Source organism: Bacillus xiapuensis (genome assembly GCF_002797355.1).
GTDB classification, from domain to species: domain Bacteria; phylum Bacillota; class Bacilli; order Bacillales; family Domibacillaceae; genus Bacillus_CE; species Bacillus_CE xiapuensis.
In genome coordinates, this window is sequence record NZ_KZ454939.1 from 697,529 (window position 1) to 716,036 (window position 18,508).

17 protein-coding genes, 1 pseudogene and 2 riboswitches are annotated in these 18,508 nt (G+C 44.3%); of the genes and pseudogenes, 10 read left to right on the forward strand and 8 right to left on the reverse strand.

Annotated elements, in window-relative coordinates; all coding sequences use genetic code 11:
• Positions 1–5 precede the first annotated feature (5 nt).
• Positions 6–215 (reverse strand): hypothetical protein, encoded by a 210-nt coding sequence (locus CEF20_RS03485; RefSeq protein WP_100330481.1) that lies wholly within the window; start codon positions 213–215, stop codon positions 6–8.
• Between the two features lie 82 nt (positions 216–297).
• Between CEF20_RS03485 and yhbH the strand changes: the two genes are divergently transcribed.
• Both yhbH and CEF20_RS03500 read left to right on the forward strand, forming a co-directional pair.
• Complete coding sequence (yhbH, locus tag CEF20_RS03490) at positions 298–1,437, forward strand: sporulation protein YhbH (protein WP_100330482.1); 1,140 nt, start codon at positions 298–300, stop codon at positions 1,435–1,437.
• A 173-nt stretch (positions 1,438–1,610) separates the two neighbouring features.
• Complete coding sequence (locus CEF20_RS03500) at positions 1,611–2,315, forward strand: pirin family protein (protein WP_100330484.1); 705 nt, start codon at positions 1,611–1,613, stop codon at positions 2,313–2,315.
• 628 nt (positions 2,316–2,943) lie between these two features.
• Here CEF20_RS03500 and CEF20_RS03515 read toward each other — a convergent pair.
• Together CEF20_RS03515 and CEF20_RS03520 are read right to left on the reverse strand one after the other, a co-directional pair.
• Complete coding sequence (locus CEF20_RS03515; RefSeq protein WP_100330487.1) at positions 2,944–4,245, reverse strand: NCS2 family permease; 1,302 nt, start codon at positions 4,243–4,245, stop codon at positions 2,944–2,946.
• A gap of 123 nt (positions 4,246–4,368) precedes the next feature.
• Positions 4,369–4,980 carry a nitroreductase family protein gene (locus CEF20_RS03520; RefSeq protein ID WP_100330488.1) on the reverse strand — a complete coding sequence of 204 codons (612 nt, stop codon included), beginning with the start codon at positions 4,978–4,980 and terminating at the stop codon, positions 4,369–4,371.
• Positions 4,981–5,269: 289 nt separating this feature from the next.
• Between CEF20_RS03520 and CEF20_RS17015 the strand changes: the two genes are divergently transcribed.
• Positions 5,270–5,428 carry a hypothetical protein gene (locus CEF20_RS17015; protein ID WP_232713356.1) on the forward strand — a complete coding sequence of 53 codons (159 nt, stop codon included), beginning with the start codon at positions 5,270–5,272 and terminating at the stop codon, positions 5,426–5,428.
• 202 nt (positions 5,429–5,630) lie between these two features.
• Positions 5,631–6,467 (forward strand): aldo/keto reductase, encoded by an 837-nt coding sequence (locus CEF20_RS03525; RefSeq protein ID WP_100330489.1) that lies wholly within the window; start codon positions 5,631–5,633, stop codon positions 6,465–6,467.
• A 249-nt stretch (positions 6,468–6,716) separates the two neighbouring features.
• Here the strand turns inward: CEF20_RS03525 and CEF20_RS03530 are convergent, their stop codons facing one another.
• Positions 6,717–7,625, reverse strand: coding sequence for an RluA family pseudouridine synthase (locus CEF20_RS03530; protein ID WP_100330490.1), 909 nt, complete (start codon positions 7,623–7,625; stop codon positions 6,717–6,719).
• A gap of 119 nt (positions 7,626–7,744) precedes the next feature.
• On the opposite strand from CEF20_RS03530, the gene CEF20_RS03535 reads away from it, so the two are divergent.
• A complete protein-coding gene (locus CEF20_RS03535; protein WP_100330491.1) occupies positions 7,745–8,146 on the forward strand; it encodes a DUF5365 family protein in 402 nt (133 codons plus the stop codon).
• 155 nt (positions 8,147–8,301) lie between these two features.
• On the opposite strand, the pseudogene CEF20_RS03540 reads toward CEF20_RS03535, so the two are convergent.
• Positions 8,302–8,770: pseudogene (locus CEF20_RS03540) on the reverse strand (thioredoxin family protein).
• 1 nt (position 8,771) lies between these two features.
• Complete coding sequence (locus CEF20_RS03545) at positions 8,772–9,188, reverse strand: disulfide oxidoreductase (RefSeq protein ID WP_100330492.1); 417 nt, start codon at positions 9,186–9,188, stop codon at positions 8,772–8,774.
• A 272-nt stretch (positions 9,189–9,460) separates the two neighbouring features.
• Here CEF20_RS03545 and CEF20_RS03550 point away from each other — a divergent pair, with 272 nt between their 5' ends.
• On the forward strand, positions 9,461–11,191 hold the full coding sequence (locus CEF20_RS03550) for a phospho-sugar mutase (RefSeq protein WP_100330493.1): 1,731 nt from the start codon (positions 9,461–9,463) through the stop codon (positions 11,189–11,191).
• 49 nt (positions 11,192–11,240) lie between these two features.
• On the opposite strand, the gene CEF20_RS03555 is transcribed toward CEF20_RS03550, so the two are convergent.
• On the reverse strand, positions 11,241–11,459 hold the full coding sequence (locus tag CEF20_RS03555; protein ID WP_100330494.1) for a YhdB family protein: 219 nt from the start codon (positions 11,457–11,459) through the stop codon (positions 11,241–11,243).
• 383 nt (positions 11,460–11,842) lie between these two features.
• Positions 11,843–11,949: riboswitch (SAM riboswitch) on the forward strand.
• A 75-nt stretch (positions 11,950–12,024) separates the two neighbouring features.
• Here CEF20_RS03555 and CEF20_RS03560 point away from each other — a divergent pair.
• The 3 genes from CEF20_RS03560 (at position 12,025) to CEF20_RS03570 (ending at position 15,882) form a co-directional block, all read left to right on the forward strand.
• Positions 12,025–13,314: a Na+/H+ antiporter NhaC family protein gene (locus CEF20_RS03560; protein ID WP_100330495.1), complete on the forward strand. Its 1,290-nt coding sequence runs from the start codon at positions 12,025–12,027 to the stop codon at positions 13,312–13,314.
• Between the two features lie 226 nt (positions 13,315–13,540).
• Positions 13,541–14,950, forward strand: coding sequence for a SpoVR family protein (locus CEF20_RS03565; protein WP_100330496.1), 1,410 nt, complete (start codon positions 13,541–13,543; stop codon positions 14,948–14,950).
• Positions 14,951–15,192: 242 nt separating this feature from the next.
• Positions 15,193–15,882: a TrkA C-terminal domain-containing protein gene (locus CEF20_RS03570; protein WP_100330497.1), complete on the forward strand. Its 690-nt coding sequence runs from the start codon at positions 15,193–15,195 to the stop codon at positions 15,880–15,882.
• A gap of 8 nt (positions 15,883–15,890) precedes the next feature.
• Here the strand turns inward: CEF20_RS03570 and CEF20_RS03575 are convergent, their stop codons facing one another.
• Positions 15,891–16,685, reverse strand: a complete 795-nt coding sequence (locus CEF20_RS03575) for an EcsC family protein (RefSeq protein WP_100331987.1) — start codon at positions 16,683–16,685, stop codon at positions 15,891–15,893.
• Positions 16,686–16,949: 264 nt separating this feature from the next.
• Positions 16,950–17,051, forward strand: a riboswitch (purine riboswitch).
• Positions 17,052–17,189: 138 nt separating this feature from the next.
• On the opposite strand from CEF20_RS03575, the gene CEF20_RS03580 reads away from it, so the two are divergent.
• Positions 17,190–18,482 (forward strand): NCS2 family permease, encoded by a 1,293-nt coding sequence (locus CEF20_RS03580; protein ID WP_100330498.1) that lies wholly within the window; start codon positions 17,190–17,192, stop codon positions 18,480–18,482.
• Positions 18,483–18,508: the final 26 nt, after the last annotated feature.

An 18,508-nucleotide genomic window follows, 5' to 3' on the forward strand; every position in this document is an offset into this window, starting at 1 on the left:
AGCTGTTAAAGGCCGCCTTCTTTTTTTTCTTTTGTATTTACGTCATGGAGAAAAGCTTGGTCTTTGAACTGTATGGGGTCTGGCTGGCGATGATCGGCTTTCAATTCTTGATTGGTTCGCTGCTTTTCCATTTGCTTGCCAAGCAGCTCCATTTCCTCCCAGTTTGCAGCCATTGAACTGTTAGCAGCTTGTCGCTTCTTTTCTTCGTTAGCCATAAGGAATCACCCTTTTTTCTTATGTATACCCTGCTGTTAAAGGAGAAAACATCTATAGCCAAAATGGAAAGGGAGAATCATGATGAGCGAAAATTATCATATTGCCCGAGAAAACTGGTCTCTCCATCGCAAAGGATACGATGATCAGCAGCGGCATAAAGAAAAAGTGCAGGAGGCCATTCAGAAAAACCTCCCTGATTTAGTAACAGAAGAGAATATCATTTTGTCGAACGGCGGGGAGATTGTGAAAATTCCGATCCGCTCGCTCGATGAATATAAAATCCGTTATAACTATGATAAGAATAAGCATGTCGGACAAGGAGACGGAGATAGTCAAGTCGGAGACGTGATCGCCAGGGACGGCAGCCGTTCTTCCGGTCCCGGCCAAGGAAGAAGTGCAGGAGATCAGGCGGGAGAGGATTATTACGAAGCGGAAGTTACATTCATGGAATTGGAGAAAGCCTTCTTTAATGAACTGGCTCTGCCGAATCTGAAGCAGAAAGAGGCGGCGGACTTCAAAGTGGAGGATATTGAATTTAATGATATCCGCAAAACGGGGCTGATGGGCAATATTGATAAAAAGAAAACATTGATGACCGCTTTTAAAAGAAATGCGCTAACCGGAACACCTGCTTTTCACCCGATTCTTCCGGAGGATTTGAAATTCCGGACATGGAATGAAATTGAAAAGCCGCACTCTAAGGCGGTCGTGTTAGCGATGATGGATACGAGCGGATCGATGGGCATTTGGGAAAAGTATATGGCCCGAAGCTTTTTCTTTTGGATGGTGAGGTTTCTGCGCACGAAGTATGAGACGGTTGACATTGAATTCATCGCGCATCATACTGAAGCAAAGGTGGTGGATGAAGAGCATTTCTTCACAAAAGGAGAAAGCGGGGGAACGATTTGTTCGTCAGCTTATCGCAAAGCGCTTGAATTAATTGATGAACATTATCCGCCGAGCCGTTATAATATTTACCCGTTTCACTTCTCGGACGGCGACAATTTATCCTCAGATAACCCCCGGTGTCTTACTCTTGTGAAAGAGCTGATGAAACGGTCCAATATGTTCGGCTACGGCGAGGTAAATCAATATAATCGCAACAGCACATTAATGACGGCATATAAAAACATTCAGGACGAAAAGTTTCGCTATTATATTCTAAAACAAAAATCGGACGTGTTTTACGCAATGAAGACCTTCTTTTCGAAGGATGAATGAAGCGGAAGAAGCGAACGTTAGCCAAGATACGGCTCTAGATAACTCCATAAGTGAAAGTGCGTGTCTTTTGGACGCAGAGAAAGCAGCTGCAGAAAGCATCTTTCTAATGATAGCTGATAGTTTGGAGGAGCCGTCTCTTGCGGCGGTTAAGAGGGAAGTAAGGAGAGGTTAATATGATAGATGTATACCCTGCTCAATCCAGATATTCAGCTGATCGCGGGTGGCTGAGAAGCAACTTCAGTTTCTCATTCGCAGATTATTATGATCCCAATAATATGAGCTTTGGGCCGATGCGGGTGCTGAATGATGATTGGGTTGCTCCAAAACGGGGATTTGGCATGCATCCGCATGCAGAGATGGAGATCGTTTCAATTGTGCTGCAAGGACAGCTAGAGCATCGCGACAGCAATGGGCATACCGCTGTTACGTCTTTCGGCGGCGTGCAGCGGATGTCGGCCGGAACAGGAATTCATCACTCGGAAATGAATCCGTCTGAGAAAGAGGAGGTCAACTTTTTGCAGCTGTGGTTTATACCAGATGAAGCAGGACTTCCCCCTTCTTATGAAAAGACAGTATTTGATACGGAGAAAATGAAAAATCAGTTGTTGCCGATCGTCACGAAACACCCCGAAATGGAGGGCGTCGCCCATATTCATCAGAATCTGACCATTTATGTATCCGAGTTGGATACCAAGAAAACGATCCAATTCGAACAAGCGCCAGGCCGCAGAATCTTTCTCTTTATTTTAGAAGGGGCGGTTACGGTAAACGATGATACTTCATTAAATAAACGTGATTCTGCCCGTATTATGAATGTATCCACCCTGACGGTGAAAGCGGTGGAACCGGCAAGATTTATGCTGATCGATCTGCCATAAGAAGAGGACATTTTTTGATTAACCATTCCTTCCGCAGGGAATACTAAGGGCAATTCATCCAAAGGAAGGAGTGAGCTTGATTGAAGAAGAATCAGAATGAAAGCAATGAAGATCTTTCGATTGAACAAAAAGAAAAGCTGGAGCAAGGAATTGATATTGAGCCGCAGCGTGAGGAAGAGAAGCCGAATCGCATGGAATAGATGATCGCTATTCCTTCTAAAAGGGATTAGCTAATAAATCATTAACAGCAAACAGCTGGAGGAAAAAGAACTCTTTTTGCTCCAGCTGTTTTTATTCTTCTGCGTGAAAGAGACCGTAAGACGCTCTTTTATGCATGTTTAAGTGGAAGAGCGCGGTATCTGCATGCTGTGATGCTAGCCTTTCTTTTCATCAGCAGGGGATAGAAGCAAAATCACATGGTTTGAAGTCGGTGAATGCAGCAGGAAAATCCCCATCCAAGGCGGTGGGAAAGATCATTAAGCGCTGGAAAACAAAGAATTTTTTATTCTTCCGTTTGCAGAAAATGGTGCAGTCGGCCCCGTCATCAGCTCATAGTTCCGCTAGTAAGGGAATAGCACGAGCGTCAAAGCTAAAACAAAAGGGGCTTATCGGAAAGCCCCTTCGCTGTTTAATGCGGCAAGAACATCAGCTGGTAAAAGAACAGAACGGCAAATAGATATACTAGCGGATGTACCTGCCGGAATTTGCCCTGCACCATCTTCAAAAGCGGGTAAGAGATAAATCCAAGCGCGATCCCTGTTGAAATGCTGGAAGTCAGCGGCATGCTCAATATAATGAGAAATGCCGGAAAGGCTTCATCTAAATTCTTCCAATCAATTTTCGCCACGCTCTCCATCATTAAGCAGCCGACGATAATCAGCGCGGGCGCTGTGATGGCAGATAGACCGGACACGGCGCTGACAACCGGCCCGAAAAAGGCGGCAAGAGCAAATAATACAGCGATAACGACAGCCGTTAGCCCTGTTCTTCCTCCAGCTGCTACCCCAGTGGAGGATTCAATATAGGCGCTTGTCGGGCTTGTCCCAAATACAGAACCAACTGAAGTGGCGACAGAATCAGCGAGAAGAGCTTGTCTGGCACGCGGCATTTTCTCTCCCTTCATCAGTCCGGCTTGCTGGGCAACCGCGATCATTGTGCCTGTCGTATCAAAAATAGTGACTAGCAAGAAAGAGAAGACGACAGCATACAAACCGTGCTCAAGAACATCGCTGAAAGCAGTAATCGGGTTGCTTACAGTTAAGCCTTCAGGTAAAGAAGGGAAGGATAAAAGCCCATTATCAAAGGATAAGTGTCCGGTAAAATAGGCGACAGCGCCCGTGACCACCATGCCGATAAACAGGGCGCCATTTACTTTCAATACCATTAAAACGATCGTGACAGCTAATCCAAGCAGCGCTAATAGAGCCTGAGGGCTATGCAGATCACCGAGCTGAACTAGATTGTCGGGATGATCGGCAATTAATCCGGTCATTCGCAAGCCGATAAAGGCGATAAACAGTCCAATCCCAGCGGTAATACCTTGCTTTAAATTATTCGGGATGGCTTCAATCAATTTCTCCCGAAACGGTGTTAAGGAAAGAATAATAAAGAGCAGTCCTGCGACAAATACCGCAGAAAATGCTGTCATGTATGAAATATTTTCATGAGCGCCGACAACAGAAACGGTAAAATAAACGTTCAAGCCCATTCCTGGGGCGATAGCAATCGGATAATTAGCCAATAATCCCATCCACAATGTTCCGGCGATCGTGGCAATAATCGTAGCGGTGAACACTTGATCGAACGGAACGCCTGCGGATTGCAAAATCATCGGATTGACCACAACGATATAGACCATTGTAAAAAACGTAGTAATCCCGGCCACTATTTCTCTTTTAGCCGTTGTTCCATTTTCTTGTAATTTAAACATAAGGAACCTCCAAAATACGAACATTTAATAGCACACTTATTATAATATTCGTTTTATCCGTTTGTTGCAACAAAAAATAAAAATCCCCCCTCACACAATTTAGTGGTTAAGGGGGAAGAAAAGTTATTTAATAATAGTAATGAGCTCATCAACTGGCAGGCGATCCGTCGCACGAGGCTCTGAAAGCGGCTTTCCGATTGTAATGAGCATTGTTGGCAAATAGCGGTCAGGAACTTGAAATTCTTCTTTTAAAGCGCTTGGATTGAAGCCTCCAATTGGACATGTGTCCCATCCAGCCGCTTTAGCTGCGAGCATAAATTGCATAGCTGCTAAGGAAGAATTAAGAACCGCCGCATCTCTTGGGTATTCGGGGCGCTGATAGGCGCCATTGATCTGGCCGGCTAATATTTCTTTCAGTTCCGGCGTCATTTGCCCGGCTTCTACAGATGGATTGAAAACAGGGTCGATATTCTTATTTCCTTCCAGATCGCCAAGGACGCAAATAACAGCGGATGCATCGGCGACTTGCTGCTGATTATAAGCGATAGGAAGGAGTCTTTCTTGCACTTCTTTTGAGTGGAAAACCAAGAAGTGCCATTGCTGCAAATTCCATGCAGACGGTGCTCTCCCTGCTACTTGCAGCAATTCTTTTAATTCTTCTTCTGAAATGGTGATTTCAGGGTTATATACTTTAGCTGAGCGTCTGCTAGCGGCTACTTCAAAAAAATCCGGCATTGATATGACCTCCTGGAAACGTATCGTTATAGTCTATTTGTAAATTCATACTATATTATAGATAGTTAATTACTTTTAGTAAGCACTAACAATTATCAACTTTAATCAATAATCAGCAAACAGTCAAGGAATAAATACTGCGGCAGGAATGATCGCACAAAAAAGAACTATACGGAAATGAATACAGGCACGGACAAAGTTTCTAATAGGCGCAAGCGGTCACGCCGAGCCTGCGGTATGACAAATGAAAGAATGATCAGACTGTCACTATACAAACCATAACAGATTAATGTTCAGCGAGAAAGGGAAGAAAGGAAATAGCGCCAACTTAGAACAGAAAGGGGTTCTTTTCATGCCGGGAAATAAGCAGGAGAAAATCTTGATTATCGTGATGTTCGCCATTGCTTTTATTTTATTTTTAAACATTTTAAGAAAATATGTTTTTTAATAGCGGAGATCGTTGCCGGGATAGGGATCGTCATGCTTCAAGTCTTCCTTCAGCTTGGATACGGGATAAAAGATCAAACAGAATGATTTCACTTGAAGAGAGTGAGAGTGGTTGAGAATGGATCAGGTGTATCCAGTTCTTTCATTCGCATCCAATCTTTTGAACCGTTATAATAAAAAGAGCAAAAGAAGGAGGAATGAAGATGGAGACAGCCAAAAACTTGCGTGATACATATAAGTTGCATAACGGGATTCACATTCCCTGCATGGGTCTTGGAGTATATAAGATGACAGATGAGCAAGAGACGCTGCAAGCGATTCAGCACGCTCTTGAGGTTGGGTATCGGGCCATCGACACAGCGGCTTTTTACGATAATGAGCATCTTGTGGGGAAAGCGGTCAGAGAAAGCAACATTCGCCGGGAGGATGTATTTATTACCTCAAAGGTATGGAATACAGATCAAGGCTACGATCAGACGCTTCGGGCTTTTGAGCAGTCTTTGAATAAGCTGAAAATGGAGTATTTGGATTTATATTTAATCCACTGGCCTGTTAAAGAAAAGTACAAGGACACTTGGCGCGCGCTTGAACGGCTGTATGAAGAAGGGCTTGTCCGGGCGATTGGCGTCAGCAATTTTCAAATTCATCACTTGAAGGATTTAATGGCAGACAGCCGGGAAAAGCCAGTGGTCAATCAGGTGGAGCTGCACCCTTATCTTAATCAAGAGCCGCTTCGCAAGTACTGCCAGGAGAACAGCATAGCGGTTGAAGCATGGTCGCCGCTGGCGCGCAATCGCTTAGCGGAAGAGGAGACATTAATCGAATTAGCCAATAAATATAATAAAAGTTCTGCCCAAATTATTTTGCGCTGGCATCTGCAAAATCAAATCATCATTATTCCTAAATCTGTCCATGCAGAGCGCATTCAACAAAACGCAGATATTTTTGATTTCGAATTATCCCCCGAAGATATGAAAAAAATCAATAGGTTAAATAAAGATCAACGGTTTGGAGCCGATCCGGATCATTTTGATTTCTAATTTGCGCTAATGGCCAAGAGGCAGGAACATAACTGAATTTGCTGTCATGAAAGCCGAATCATTGTATTTTAATAAAAACATAATAAAACCGAACTATTACGAAACTCTAAATGAGAGTTCTAAATAATAGTTCGGTTTTTTATTTGCTGAAAACTTTTTGTCCCGGCCTCATTTTGGTTTTAATTTTAACGCTGAACATATCAGCAGGCCACCCCGTCCATTTCTGAAGCGGTTAAGCTGAAGGCAGGGCTATGACTTGTCAAGCAGGCGGAAAATCTGTTCTTGCGGAACGGCTTTGCAAACGAGCTTTTCTCCTGTGAAAGGATGCGGAATTTCAATGGAAACTGCATGGAGCGCCTGGTGCGAAGTAATCGGTTTTCCGCCGTATAAACAGTCGCCGGCTAATGGATGGCCAATGGATGCCATATGCACGCGAATTTGATGAGTCCTTCCAGTGTCCAGCTGGCATTGAACAAGCGAAAGCTGCTGCTTCACCGCCCGTTTCAGCACTTTGTAGTGAGTAAGGGCCGTTTGGCCGGACGGCGAGACTCTTCTTCTGGAAGGATGATGCCGGTCTTTTCCGATCGGCTGATTAATTGTGCCTTCGTTTTTAGTAATGAGCCCGTGGACAACGGCTATATAGGTACGCTTAATTTCTCGTTCTTCCAATAAACGGGAGAGGACGGCGTAGGCTGCATGATGCTTAGCGAAAAGAATCACGCCGGACGTTCCGACATCAAGCCGATGAACATGGCGTAGAAATCCAGATTCGCCGGATTCTTGCAGATGATAGGCGACCGCGTTCAACAGGGTGTCAGACTCATTTTCGGTATTGGGATGCGTTTTCATGTCGGCGGGCTTATCGGCCACTAGCAAGTGATCATCTTCATAAAGAATATTCACTTTTCGTTTGTAAGGCACCGGCCCTTTCTCCGCTGCGGCGAAAAAGGGGAGCTGAAGAACCGAGCCTTCCGCCAGCGGGGCATGCCAGTTAACGGGTGAACCGTTTACGAAAACCGTTTGATTCATTCGCCATTGATGAATTAATTTCTTCGGGAGCTTCCATTCAGTCCTAAGAAGAGAATCCGCCGTTTGATGGCGCCAACCTTCCGGAATTTTAATTTCAAATATGTCTCCTTTGCGTACCGTTTGATACATATGCTGATCTCCTTTTTGATGCTTTCTGCTATTAAGAAAAATTTCCATAATACTGAGAAGAATTATATGTTATCCTTACATTGTATGTAAATATAGAACGATCAAAGAGGGTGTGTGCTATGAGAGTGCTTATGGCTTCCACGGTTGAACAAGAAGAAAAGATTTTTGAATTGATCAAGCAGTTAAAAGAAGAAATCTTGCCGCGCTTTTTGACGAAAGAAGAGAGAAGGCGTATGGATGAACTGGGGATATTGGAGCTCACTGATTTACATATGGAATCCTTTAGCATTCTTCGTGATGCCTTCAGTGTGATTGCGAGTCTTCAGACGATTATATCGATCCTGGAACTGGAAGATCCGGATCAATTGCCGGCTTATTATCAGGAAATGTTTCAGCGCAATATTGATATTTTACGGTCTTATGGCATCCGCTTTCCGTTTCTGCTCAGCCACTTTTCCTTCAAAAAAAGGGCAAACCGCAGTATGGAATATGCCCAGCCAGCGAATACGTTTCTCATTTAAAGATCATACAGAAAGGCTGACACAGCTGTGTCAGCCTTTTGCTTATATGGGCGCGTGCACCTGATCGGCCTGATTTGTCCGGGTCGATAAGATGCAGGCCACAAAGGCGCTGTGATGTTTGCCTTTGTTTTACTTTTCAGCATTTGAAGTTCACTCTATTGGATATGCTCTTTAAAAAATTGCTTGTACTTTTCTGGCGGCTGTCCTCCGACAATCCGGGCTTTTTCCTTGCCGTTTTCAAAATGAACGAGAGTCGGAGTGTACTCAATTTGGTACTCATTCCACCCATCCTCGAATTCAAGCAAATTAAATTGCTGAATATCGACGTTCTGTTCTTTCGCTAACGGCATTAATTTAGGGGTCGTTTCTGCGCAATGAGGGCAAGTCGGACTGTAAAAGTAGACCGTAACATCCTCCCCTTCCTCAAGCTTCTTCTGCAGCTGATCCGGCATGATCAGATTTTGATAATGAGGATCATCCAGCTGCTTCACCGTCTCTGGGTGAAGATCTTTTTTTTCCATAGGGATTATCTTTCGAGTCTTGATTTTGCTGATACTTCGTTAAGAAGATAATGGCCGCAAATAAAATCAAGATAATCGAAGAAAAAATCATGATTTTTTTCATGTTAGACGCTGTCCTTTCTTTTTAAGATCAGTAAGCTGGCAAAGAAAATAATGGCAAAGGCGGTAAAGGCCAAAAAGGGAATCGTGATAAAATTCAAGAAATTGATATAAGTTCCAGTACATGGCACGCGTCCGCATGCTGGCGCGCGATCCGCCAAAAAGTCCAGCTTTTGAATGGAATAATGATAAAGGGAAATGCTGCCCCCTATGGCGGAAAGCATTAGGGAATACTTAGCGGCGGTTTGATCCTTTTTGATAACGGCCAGAGCGAGAATGAACATAATCGGATACATGAATATTCGCTGATACCAGCAAAGCTCGCAAGGCTCATATTTCATGACTTCTGAAAAGTACAAGCTTCCAAGCACAGCTATAAACGAAACAGCCCAGGCCGCAAAAAGCAGATTATCTTTTTTCATAATATCTCCTTATCTTGATGGTGTTTGCTAAAAGTATAGAACGTTTAGCGTGAAAAAGTAAACCGATACGCAATAGGAGCGGCTATAAATACCAACCAATTATATGGTAAAATAAAAAAAGGAAGTACAGTAATCTTTTTCCTTAACATTATTAATATAAGCGGCATCATCTCCTGTCTTTGCACCCAAGTATCCGCTGCTTGTTTTTCAGCGCCGTTCAGGCGCTTTGTACGATTAATTTTTTAATCTTGAAGAGTTGGGGGAGATGGAGAATGGATTGGAAAGTCGGATATGCGCGCTGGAAAGAGTTCCAAGGGTTGGATCGAGAAATGCGGGGATTGCTTAAAGAAATGGAGATGGATGAGAACAGGCTTGAGGAAGCCTTTTATAAAAATCTGGAATTTGGCACAGGCGGGATGCGCGGAGTGATCGGGCCAGGGACGAACCGCATGAATATTTACACCGTCCGTAAAGCTTCTGCTGGCCTGGCTGGGTATATATTGGAGCACGGGGAGAAGGCGCAAGAGAGAGGCGCCGTAATTGCTTATGATTCGAGGCATAAATCGTATGAATTTGCAATGGAAAGTGCGAAAACGCTAGCGACCTACGGAATTCGGACTTATGTATTTGAAGGGCTGCGCCCGACACCGGAACTTTCCTTTGCAGTCCGATATTTAAAAGCTTTTGCGGGAATTGTCATTACCGCAAGCCACAATCCGCCGGAATACAATGGATATAAAGTGTACGGTCCCGATGGAGCCCAGCTGGGTTTAGAAGCCGCGGATCGGGTCATTGAAAAGGTCAGCGCTCTATCAGATGAGCTCCTTATCCAAGTGAAGGACGAAGCGGAACTAAAGAAAAAAGGTTTAATCCAAATGATTGGGGAAGAAATCGACCGTTCCTACATTGAGCATGTTGCCTCGATTTCTGAACAGCCGCAATTGGCGTTAGAGACAGACGTGAAGATTGTCTTTACGCCGCTTCACGGCACTGGAAATATTCCCGTGCGCAGAGGTCTGGAGACTCTCGGCTACATGAATGTGACAGTAGTGGCTGAACAGGAGCTGCCAGACCCGGACTTTTCCACTGTCCAATCTCCCAATCCGGAAGAAAAGGCGGCTTTTGAATGGGCCATTCGCTACGGAAAAGCAGCGGATGCGGATATTCTGATTGCAACGGATCCCGATGCTGACCGTCTCGGCCTAGCGATCAAAGATACAGCGGGCGAATACGTGCTTTTAACTGGAAATCAGACGGGGGCGATTTTGCTGAACTATTTGCTCTCTCAAAAGAAGGAAAAAGGGGAGCTTCCGCGAAATGGAAGAGTGTTCAAAACAATCGTTACGTCTGAGCTGGGACGACAAATAGCAGAGTCTTACGGCGTCTCCTGCGAAGATGTATTAACAGGCTTTAAATTTATTGGTGAAAAAATGGAAGCGTATCATCAATCGGGAGAATATACCTTTTTATTTGGCTATGAAGAAAGCTATGGTTATTTAATCGCCGATTTCGCCCGCGACAAAGATGCCATTCAAGCGGCGATTCTGGCCGTTGAAGCGTGTGCTTATTATCAAAAATCCGGACGCACGCTGTATGAAACCTTGCTCGATATATATGACCGCTACGGATATTACAGGGAAGGACTCGCTTCAATGACTTTCACAGGAATTGAGGGGGAAAAGGCTATTCAGTCCATTCTGTCTTCTTTCCGAGAACATCCTCGCACGGAAATAGCCGGGAGAAAAGTGGCGGCCATTGAAGATTATTTAACGGGAAAGCGGTTAGATAGGCAAACCGGCACTGAAACGCCGCTTCGTTTGCCAGCTTCCAACGTACTGAAGTATATCTTTGAGGATCAAACGTGGATTTGCATCCGTCCATCCGGCACGGAGCCAAAGATCAAATTTTATTTTGGTGTTGTAGGCAGCAGCTTGCAAAACAGCCGGGATAAGCTGGAGGAGGTGCAGAGCCGTTTTATGGAGAAGATGAACCAGCTGGTATAAGCTATAAGAGCGGCTTTAAAGAAAAAGCCGCTCTTCTGGTGGAATTCTGTCAGGAGTTTACTGAATTGGCGTGTTCAATGTAGTGGAATAATGTATAAAATGTTGTTTCCACCACAGGATAAGGATTAGGGAAACTGCGGGCATGAAGAAAATGCTCGATTTTTTTCGAAAGCAAATGATCATTCGTTCGCACCATTAAGATCAGCAGATTATTCCAATCGGAACAATGGATATAATACAATGCTCGATCGTAGTCATTGTAATTCATTTGAAGTCCCTCCTATAGAGGAATTAGTTTTATTATATGCTGGCGCAAGCAAAAATCTCTCTGCAAATATTGGGAGGGCAGATAAAGGAAAAAAAGCTTGCCGATTCAAATCAATTCTGTATAATAGGGCAAGTAGCCGTCTTATTCCGCATGTAAGATGCTGCAAGACTCCCCTTCAAGAATGGAGCGGAGAACCAAAAGCCTGAGATCACGGCACCTGGATGCTCGATTCGTTCCGGTCTGCATGATGCAGATGACGAAGGCGCTGCAGCAGGATGCTGCAGGTGTTCGCTTTTGTCCTTCTTCTCAGCAGCGGTTCATGAAAGACAACTCCTCCTCTGCTTGAAGGTTGCTTTTATACATCTACAACAGAATATGAACGATTCTTATCGCGAGAGACTGAGGGACTGGCCCGAAGACGTCTCGGCAGCGGGCTCTTCAAGTTGAGCGCTGTGCCAAATCCAGCAAGCGGATGCTTGAAAGATAAGAAGAGTGTTTTCAGATAGAGACCTCTTCTTGAAGCCAGGTCTTTTATTTTGTTCAATTTTAGGAAGAGGTGGCAAGATTGGAGAAAGAAGCAAACGGCTGGGCGTTATTTCCCCTGCTCATTTTTTTGCTCTTATTTATAGGCAGCGGAGTGCTGACTGGCGATTTTTATAAAATGCCCATTATTGTTGCATTAATCATTACGGCAGCCATTACGCTGGCAATGAACAGAAAGAAGCCATTTATGGACAAAGTGGATGTTTTCACGAAAGGAGCCGGCCATCCTAATATTATGCTGATGGCGTTTATTTTCTTGCTGGCCGGTGCTTTTGCCTATACGGCGAAAGGAATGGGAGCGGTGGATTCGACCGTTAATATGGCGCTGTCAGTATTACCGCAAAACTTGCTTATGGTTGGTTTGTTTATCATTGCTTGTTTTATTTCTTTATCAATGGGGACATCTACGGGTACGATCGTAGCTTTAGCCCCCATCGGCGTTTCGATCGCCGATGAAACCGGAATATCTTTAGCATTAGCTATGGCCACTATTATCGGGGGCTCGATGTTTGGCGACAACTTATCCGTTATTTCTGATACAACGATCGCGGCCGTGCGCACACAAGGAACGAAAATGGTTGATAAATTCCGAACGAATTTCTTAATTGTGTTACCGGCGGCCATTCTTACAGCTGTTATTCTGGGAGCGGTGACGATCGGTCAGCAAAGTGCTGTAGACGCGAGTTCTTATCAAGTGGTCAAAATCATTCCTTACGTGGCTGTCTTGCTGGCGGCCTTATCAGGGATGAATGTCCTGATCGTCTTGTCGGGGGGAATCGCGCTTGCTGGTGTGATCGGAATCCTCGACGGCAGCTATACCTTTTATTCACTGATTAATGCGGTATCTGAAGGCGTGGGCAGCATGACAGAGCTGGCGATGATCGCCATTATCATTGGCGGTATCGTAGAGGTGATCCGTTCAAACGGCGGAATTGAATTTATATTGCAGCTGGTGATGAAAAAAGCGCGCACCAAAAAGGGAGCGCAGTTTGGCATGGCGTCATTAGTCAGTCTAACGAACTTATCAACAGCCAACAATACGATTGCGATTATCATCGCTGGACCGCTCGCTAAAAACATTGCCCAAGAATATAAGGTAGATCCTCGGAAATCGGCCAGTATTCTCGATCTGTTCTCCTGCTTTGTACAAGGGATGATTCCTTATGGCGCACAGATGCTCGCTGCGTCGGGGCTTTCCGGCATTTCACCAATTAGTATTATGGGGTACTCAATTTATCCTGTACTAATCGGCATTTGCGGAGTGCTGGCCATCGCTTTCAACCTGCCCCGCTTAAGAGAAGAAAAAGAATGAGAGGCTGGGTCATCATTAAATTTGCTGTCATTTAATTCGGATTAATCTAGTTTAATAAAAGTATGAAACCCAATAAAACCGAACTATTGCGAAGCTCTCCATTAGAGTTTTGAATAATAGTTCGGCTTTTTTATTAGCTGAAAACCTTTTGTCTCCGCCTCTTTTTTATGTATGAGCATATGTTTTTTTTCATACTCATGGATAAAAGGCAAAAGGGGGAATAAGGATGAACAAGACGGAGATGAAAAGCCTTCAATATGCCATTGATGAAATCACCGAGATTGCTTCTGGTTTTGGGTTGGATTTTTATCCGATGCGATATGAAATTTGCCCTGCGGACATTATCTATACATTTGGCGCTTACGGAATGCCTACAAGGTTTTCGCATTGGAGTTTTGGCAAACAGTTTTTCAAAATGAAGCTTCAATACGATCTGGGGCTTAGTAAGATTTACGAGCTGGTGATCAATTCCAACCCTTGCTACGCTTTTTTGCTGGATACGAATTCACTCATTCAGAATAAATTGATTGTTGCACACGTGCTCGCGCACTGTGACTTCTTTAAGAATAATGTCCGTTTTCAAAGAACGAACCGTCATATGGTGGAAAGCATGGCGGCCACAGCTGAACGAGTGCGTCAATATGAAATGAATTACGGTCAAGAAGCGGTTGAAGAGTTTCTCGATGCGGTGCTGTCTATCGAAGAACATATTGATCCGTCTTTGGTGATGCCGCAGCTGTCTTGGCAGCATGAAGAAGAACAGGGGGAGAGGGAGCAAAAGCCAGGACCGTACGATGATTTATGGAATTTGGATGAAAAAAAGGAAGATTCTAAGCCGCTGACCAATAAGAAAAAAAAGCTTCCGCCCCGGCCGGAAAAGGATATGATGCTATTTATAGAACAGTACAGCCAAGAACTGGATGACTGGCAGCGTGATATTATGACCATGGTGCGCGAGGAAATGCTTTATTTTTGGCCGCAGCTGGAAACGAAAATTATGAATGAAGGCTGGGCATCTTATTGGCATCAGCGGATCGTTCGTGAGCTTGATTTAACGTCGGGAGAAGCGGTTGAATTTGCAAAGCTGAACGCCCAAGTCATTCAGCCATCCCGAACATCGCTTAATCCTTATTACTTAGGGCTGAAAATGTTTGAAGATATTGAAGAGCGCTACAATCAGCCGACGGAGGAAATGAAAAAGCACGGCGTCAAGCCAGGGTCAGGGCGAGAGAAAATATTTGAGGTTAGAGAAATGGAATCGGATATTTCTTTCTTGCGCAATTACTTAACGAAGGAGCTGATCGTGAGAGAGGATATGTATTTGTTTCAGAAAGAAGGAAAGGACTACAAAGTGGTTGATAAAGAATGGACAAACGTCCGCGATCAGCTAGTGAGTATGCGCGTTAATGGAGGCTTTCCCTATATTACTGTCAATGACGGCGACTATATGAAAGCCGGTGAGCTGTATGCAAAGCATTGGTATGAAGGGGTTGAATTGGATTTGAAGTATTTGGAAAAAGTGCTACCTCATCTTTTTAAGCTGTGGGGCCGGCCTGTTCACTTGGAATCGGTTGTGGAAGGCAGGAAAATTCTCTTTACTTACAGCGGCAATAGAATCCAAAGAAAATATTTGTAGCATGGATGGCTGGCTCATGAATGATTAGGAGCTGGCCTTCTCTTTTTTTCGAGCCCAAGAAGCTCTCTAGCGAATGCCTGTATCTATTCATTGCATCTTAATTCAGGAATTGCGGGTAGTCTGACAAGCTTTTGCAGATTTAGAGCGTGGAACCGCTGTTTGGCTGCTGCTGAAGCTTGAAAAATAAGTTTTCAACTAGTGAATGGAGGGTATGGAGGGAGAAGAGTGAGGAGGTATGGGTGATGGGGTTTACCTTTATATTGTTATATTTCTTAATTGTCACCTTTGTAATTGAAATATCAGTTATATTATTTAATTTAACGGGGTTGGAAACGCAAGTATCTCGCTATCAAGTGATTTCAATGCTGACGGGAACAGGCTTTACCACAGATGAATCGCAGCTGATCATTGATCACCCGGTGCGGAGAAGATTAAGCGCCTTTTTAATTTTGTTCGGTGCATTTTCCTTGGCTGTAATCATTTCGGCGATTACGAATATTTTGGCCAATGATTTGCGTCTGAAAGAGCTGACAGCGATCAATCTCGTTTTACTAATTCTGTTTTTAATTGGAAAAACACCGCCGATTAGACGTGTGCTCCACAAAAAATTTAATAAAGAAATGGAGAAGAACTTAGAAGTGTCGGAGCTGCCGATTAAAGATGCCCTTTATATTGAGAAAGATGATCTTGTCACCATTGTAACGATTATGGAGGATTCTCCTTTAATCGGAAAGAAAATAAACGATCTGATTGGAAAGACGGATGATTTAAACATATTATTTGTGAAAAGAGGAGATATCCGGATTCGGCGCGAGCTAAGCGGCGAATCCGTTAAAGAAGGGGACGAGCTGCTCATTTATGGAAAAGAAGGGCATATAAGAAAGCGATTTTCATCCGAAAAGGGCATAAAAGAGAAGGGCTCATCCTCATAAGCCCCAGCTTAACTCAGTCTTTCAAGCACCCTCCGCTTGCGGTACAGCATATCGGCCGTTTCCGCTACGTCATGAACAGCTTGCCGATTGGTGATGGCTCCGAAAACCATGCCAGCAACGGGAACCGCTTGAAGCAGCTTCTTCCAGCCGAACTGATCGCGATAAGTGAAGACTACTTCTCTCCAGCCCTGCAGCTGCGACATCACTTCCCGGCTATCCTCGCGATTGGCATGAAAGGAAGATAATTCCCTTAATATCGCTTTCTTTCCAACAATATCTGAGGATGAAAATTGCAGACACTTAACAATAAAAATTCGCTCTTCCCGTTTTCGGGGATCATAACCGTAAGCGATGGCGATTTCCTGGAGAGTCTTCAAAGAAATGCCGAGCATAAGCGGAATATCCGCAGCTAGAGTAAAGATGCCGCCAAAGCCGGTGGTTGCTCCTTGAACGGTTGCAAAGCCGCCGCGTGACTTTTTCAGCTCTTCACTGACGGCTTTCATGCTGATAATCGGCACTCCTGCTGCATCATCAATGGAATGAATAGGGATTTCAGGATTTTCCTTTTGAATTTTGTTTAATACATTGTTCTCTTGAATTAAATATTGTCCGCCCGTTTGAACGTAGCTGCCGAGCTCGTCCAATAATAAGCCGATTTTTTTGTGAATGAAGGAAGGCGTGACACGGTCAAGCAATTTGAAAGGCAAGCGCATGATCCGGTCCCAAATCCACAATTGCTTTTGTGATTTCTCCCATTTTTCAATTTCCTTTAATTCAGTTAGAAGCTGATTCTCTGTTTCCATATTGTTTGCCACATCCTTTAAGTCTTTATCCCGCATGCAAGCTGCCGTCCCCCGCTTCAGGAAGAGAGGCGGCTGCGACGGCAGCCTTTGTTCTTTCTTTCAGCAGCTGGAAATCACCGCTGTTGAAAGCTTGACTTTATATCCATATACGTTCATTTCTCCCATTAGGTTTCGCAAAAAATAGCGGCGGCTCGAATTATGCAAAAATTACGAATATCTCCCTCGGCATTTACTTGCTTTTTTAATTCTGTTATAATTTTTCGAAATTAGATGAATAATGACCTTTGTATATGTTCAGGAATAAGGCTTGAACGTTTCTACCAGGCTGCCGTAAATAGCTTGTCTACAAAGGATGGCGAAGGTATTTTTTTCGTGATTCTTTGTCCGTGATCTGCAGCTTCCACTACCGGTGGGGCTTTTTTTATTCATTCATTTTTTATTATTAGGAAAACCGGCAGTTAATATGTAAAATGTCAGCTTGCTGGGTTACGTGGGGGACCATCAATGAAACAATTCTTTTTATTTCAGGAACGAAAGACTTCTTATAAACAAGAGACCGTAGCAGGGATCACGACCTTCTTGTCGATGGCTTATATTCTTATTGTCAATCCGATTATCTTAAGTCAGTCGGGCATGGATCAAGGCGCAGTGTTTACTGCTACAGCCCTGTCAGCCATTATCGGTTCTTTGCTGATCGGCTTGCTGGCTAATTTTCCTATCGGCATCGCGCCAAGTATGGGATTGAATACGTTCTTTACCTTTTCGGTATGCATTGGGATGGGCATTCCCTGGCAAACGGCCTTAACCGGAGTGTTTATTTCGGGTGTGCTGTTTATTATTTTAAGCTTATTAAAGATTCGTGAAATGATTATTAATGTCATTCCGCAGGATTTAAAGCACGCGATTGCTGGAGGCATCGGCTTTTTTGTCGCTTTCATTGGTTTGAAAAATGCCGGTATGGTTGTAGCCAATGAAGCAACCTTCGTCAGTATCGGAGATTTTCGTTCACCAACGGTTTTGCTGGCTGCCTTCGGTTTTATGATTACGGTTGTGATGATGGTGCGGGGAATTGGCGGGGCCATTTTCTTCGGTATGGTCATCAGCACTGCAGCGGGCATGCTGACTGGATTAATTGATCCTCCCAAAAGCATTGTCGGAGCTGTCCCAAGTCTTGAACCGACATTTGGCACTGTGTTTGCTCATCTGGATCAAGTGCTGTCACCAGAAATGCTGGCGGTGATTTTTACCTTCTTATTTGTGGCCTTTTTCGATACGGCAGGTGCATTGATTGCCATTGCCAGTCAAGCGGGCCTTATGAAAGAGAATAAGATTCCCAATGCCGGCCGTGCCTTGCTGGCGGATTCATCCACCACGGTCGCTGGCGCCATCCTCGGTACGTCGACGACAGCAGCGATGATTGAATCGAGTGCCGGCATTGCAGCGGGAGGGAGAACAGGCTTTACTTCGGTTGTTATTTCTTTCATGTTTGCAATTGCGCTGTTTTTCTCTCCGCTGTTGTCCGTTGTGACAGCGGAGGTCACGGCGCCGGCTTTAATCATTGTAGGTGCCTTAATGGCTACGGAAGTGAGGTTCATAAATTGGAGCCGGCTGGAGGTGGCGATTCCCGCTTTTATTACCTTGATCATGATGCCGCTTACCTCCAGTGTGGCCAGCGGTATTGCTTTAGGATTTATCGTATATCCTGTAACGATGATCACATTAGGCAAGCGCAAAGAGCTTCATCCGCTCATGTATGTTTTGCTTATTGCGTTTCTGGCTTACTTTATTTATTTGTAATGCCAGTCCAGCAGAAAACCCTTCAC

Bases quoted from the DNA above. Each gene is read 5' to 3' on its own strand.
- CEF20_RS03485 (WP_100330481.1), bottom strand. From the start codon at position 215: ATGGCTAACGAAGAAAAGAAGCGACAAGCTGCTAACAGTTCAATGGCT.
- yhbH (WP_100330482.1), top strand. From the start codon at position 298: ATGAGCGAAAATTATCATATTGCCCGAGAAAACTGGTCTCTCCATCGC.
- CEF20_RS03500 (WP_100330484.1), top strand. From the start codon at position 1,611: ATGATAGATGTATACCCTGCTCAATCCAGATATTCAGCTGATCGCGGG.
- CEF20_RS03515 (WP_100330487.1), bottom strand. From the start codon at position 4,245: ATGTTTAAATTACAAGAAAATGGAACAACGGCTAAAAGAGAAATAGTG.
- CEF20_RS03520 (WP_100330488.1), bottom strand. From the start codon at position 4,980: ATGCCGGATTTTTTTGAAGTAGCCGCTAGCAGACGCTCAGCTAAAGTA.
- CEF20_RS17015 (WP_232713356.1), top strand. From the start codon at position 5,270: ATGTTCAGCGAGAAAGGGAAGAAAGGAAATAGCGCCAACTTAGAACAG.
- CEF20_RS03525 (WP_100330489.1), top strand. From the start codon at position 5,631: ATGGAGACAGCCAAAAACTTGCGTGATACATATAAGTTGCATAACGGG.
- CEF20_RS03530 (WP_100330490.1), bottom strand. From the start codon at position 7,625: ATGTATCAAACGGTACGCAAAGGAGACATATTTGAAATTAAAATTCCG.
- CEF20_RS03535 (WP_100330491.1), top strand. From the start codon at position 7,745: ATGAGAGTGCTTATGGCTTCCACGGTTGAACAAGAAGAAAAGATTTTT.
- CEF20_RS03545 (WP_100330492.1), bottom strand. From the start codon at position 9,188: ATGAAAAAAGATAATCTGCTTTTTGCGGCCTGGGCTGTTTCGTTTATA.
- CEF20_RS03550 (WP_100330493.1), top strand. From the start codon at position 9,461: ATGGATTGGAAAGTCGGATATGCGCGCTGGAAAGAGTTCCAAGGGTTG.
- CEF20_RS03555 (WP_100330494.1), bottom strand. From the start codon at position 11,459: ATGAATTACAATGACTACGATCGAGCATTGTATTATATCCATTGTTCC.
- CEF20_RS03565 (WP_100330496.1), top strand. From the start codon at position 13,541: ATGAACAAGACGGAGATGAAAAGCCTTCAATATGCCATTGATGAAATC.
- CEF20_RS03570 (WP_100330497.1), top strand. From the start codon at position 15,193: ATGGGGTTTACCTTTATATTGTTATATTTCTTAATTGTCACCTTTGTA.
- CEF20_RS03575 (WP_100331987.1), bottom strand. From the start codon at position 16,685: ATGGAAACAGAGAATCAGCTTCTAACTGAATTAAAGGAAATTGAAAAA.
- CEF20_RS03580 (WP_100330498.1), top strand. From the start codon at position 17,190: ATGAAACAATTCTTTTTATTTCAGGAACGAAAGACTTCTTATAAACAA.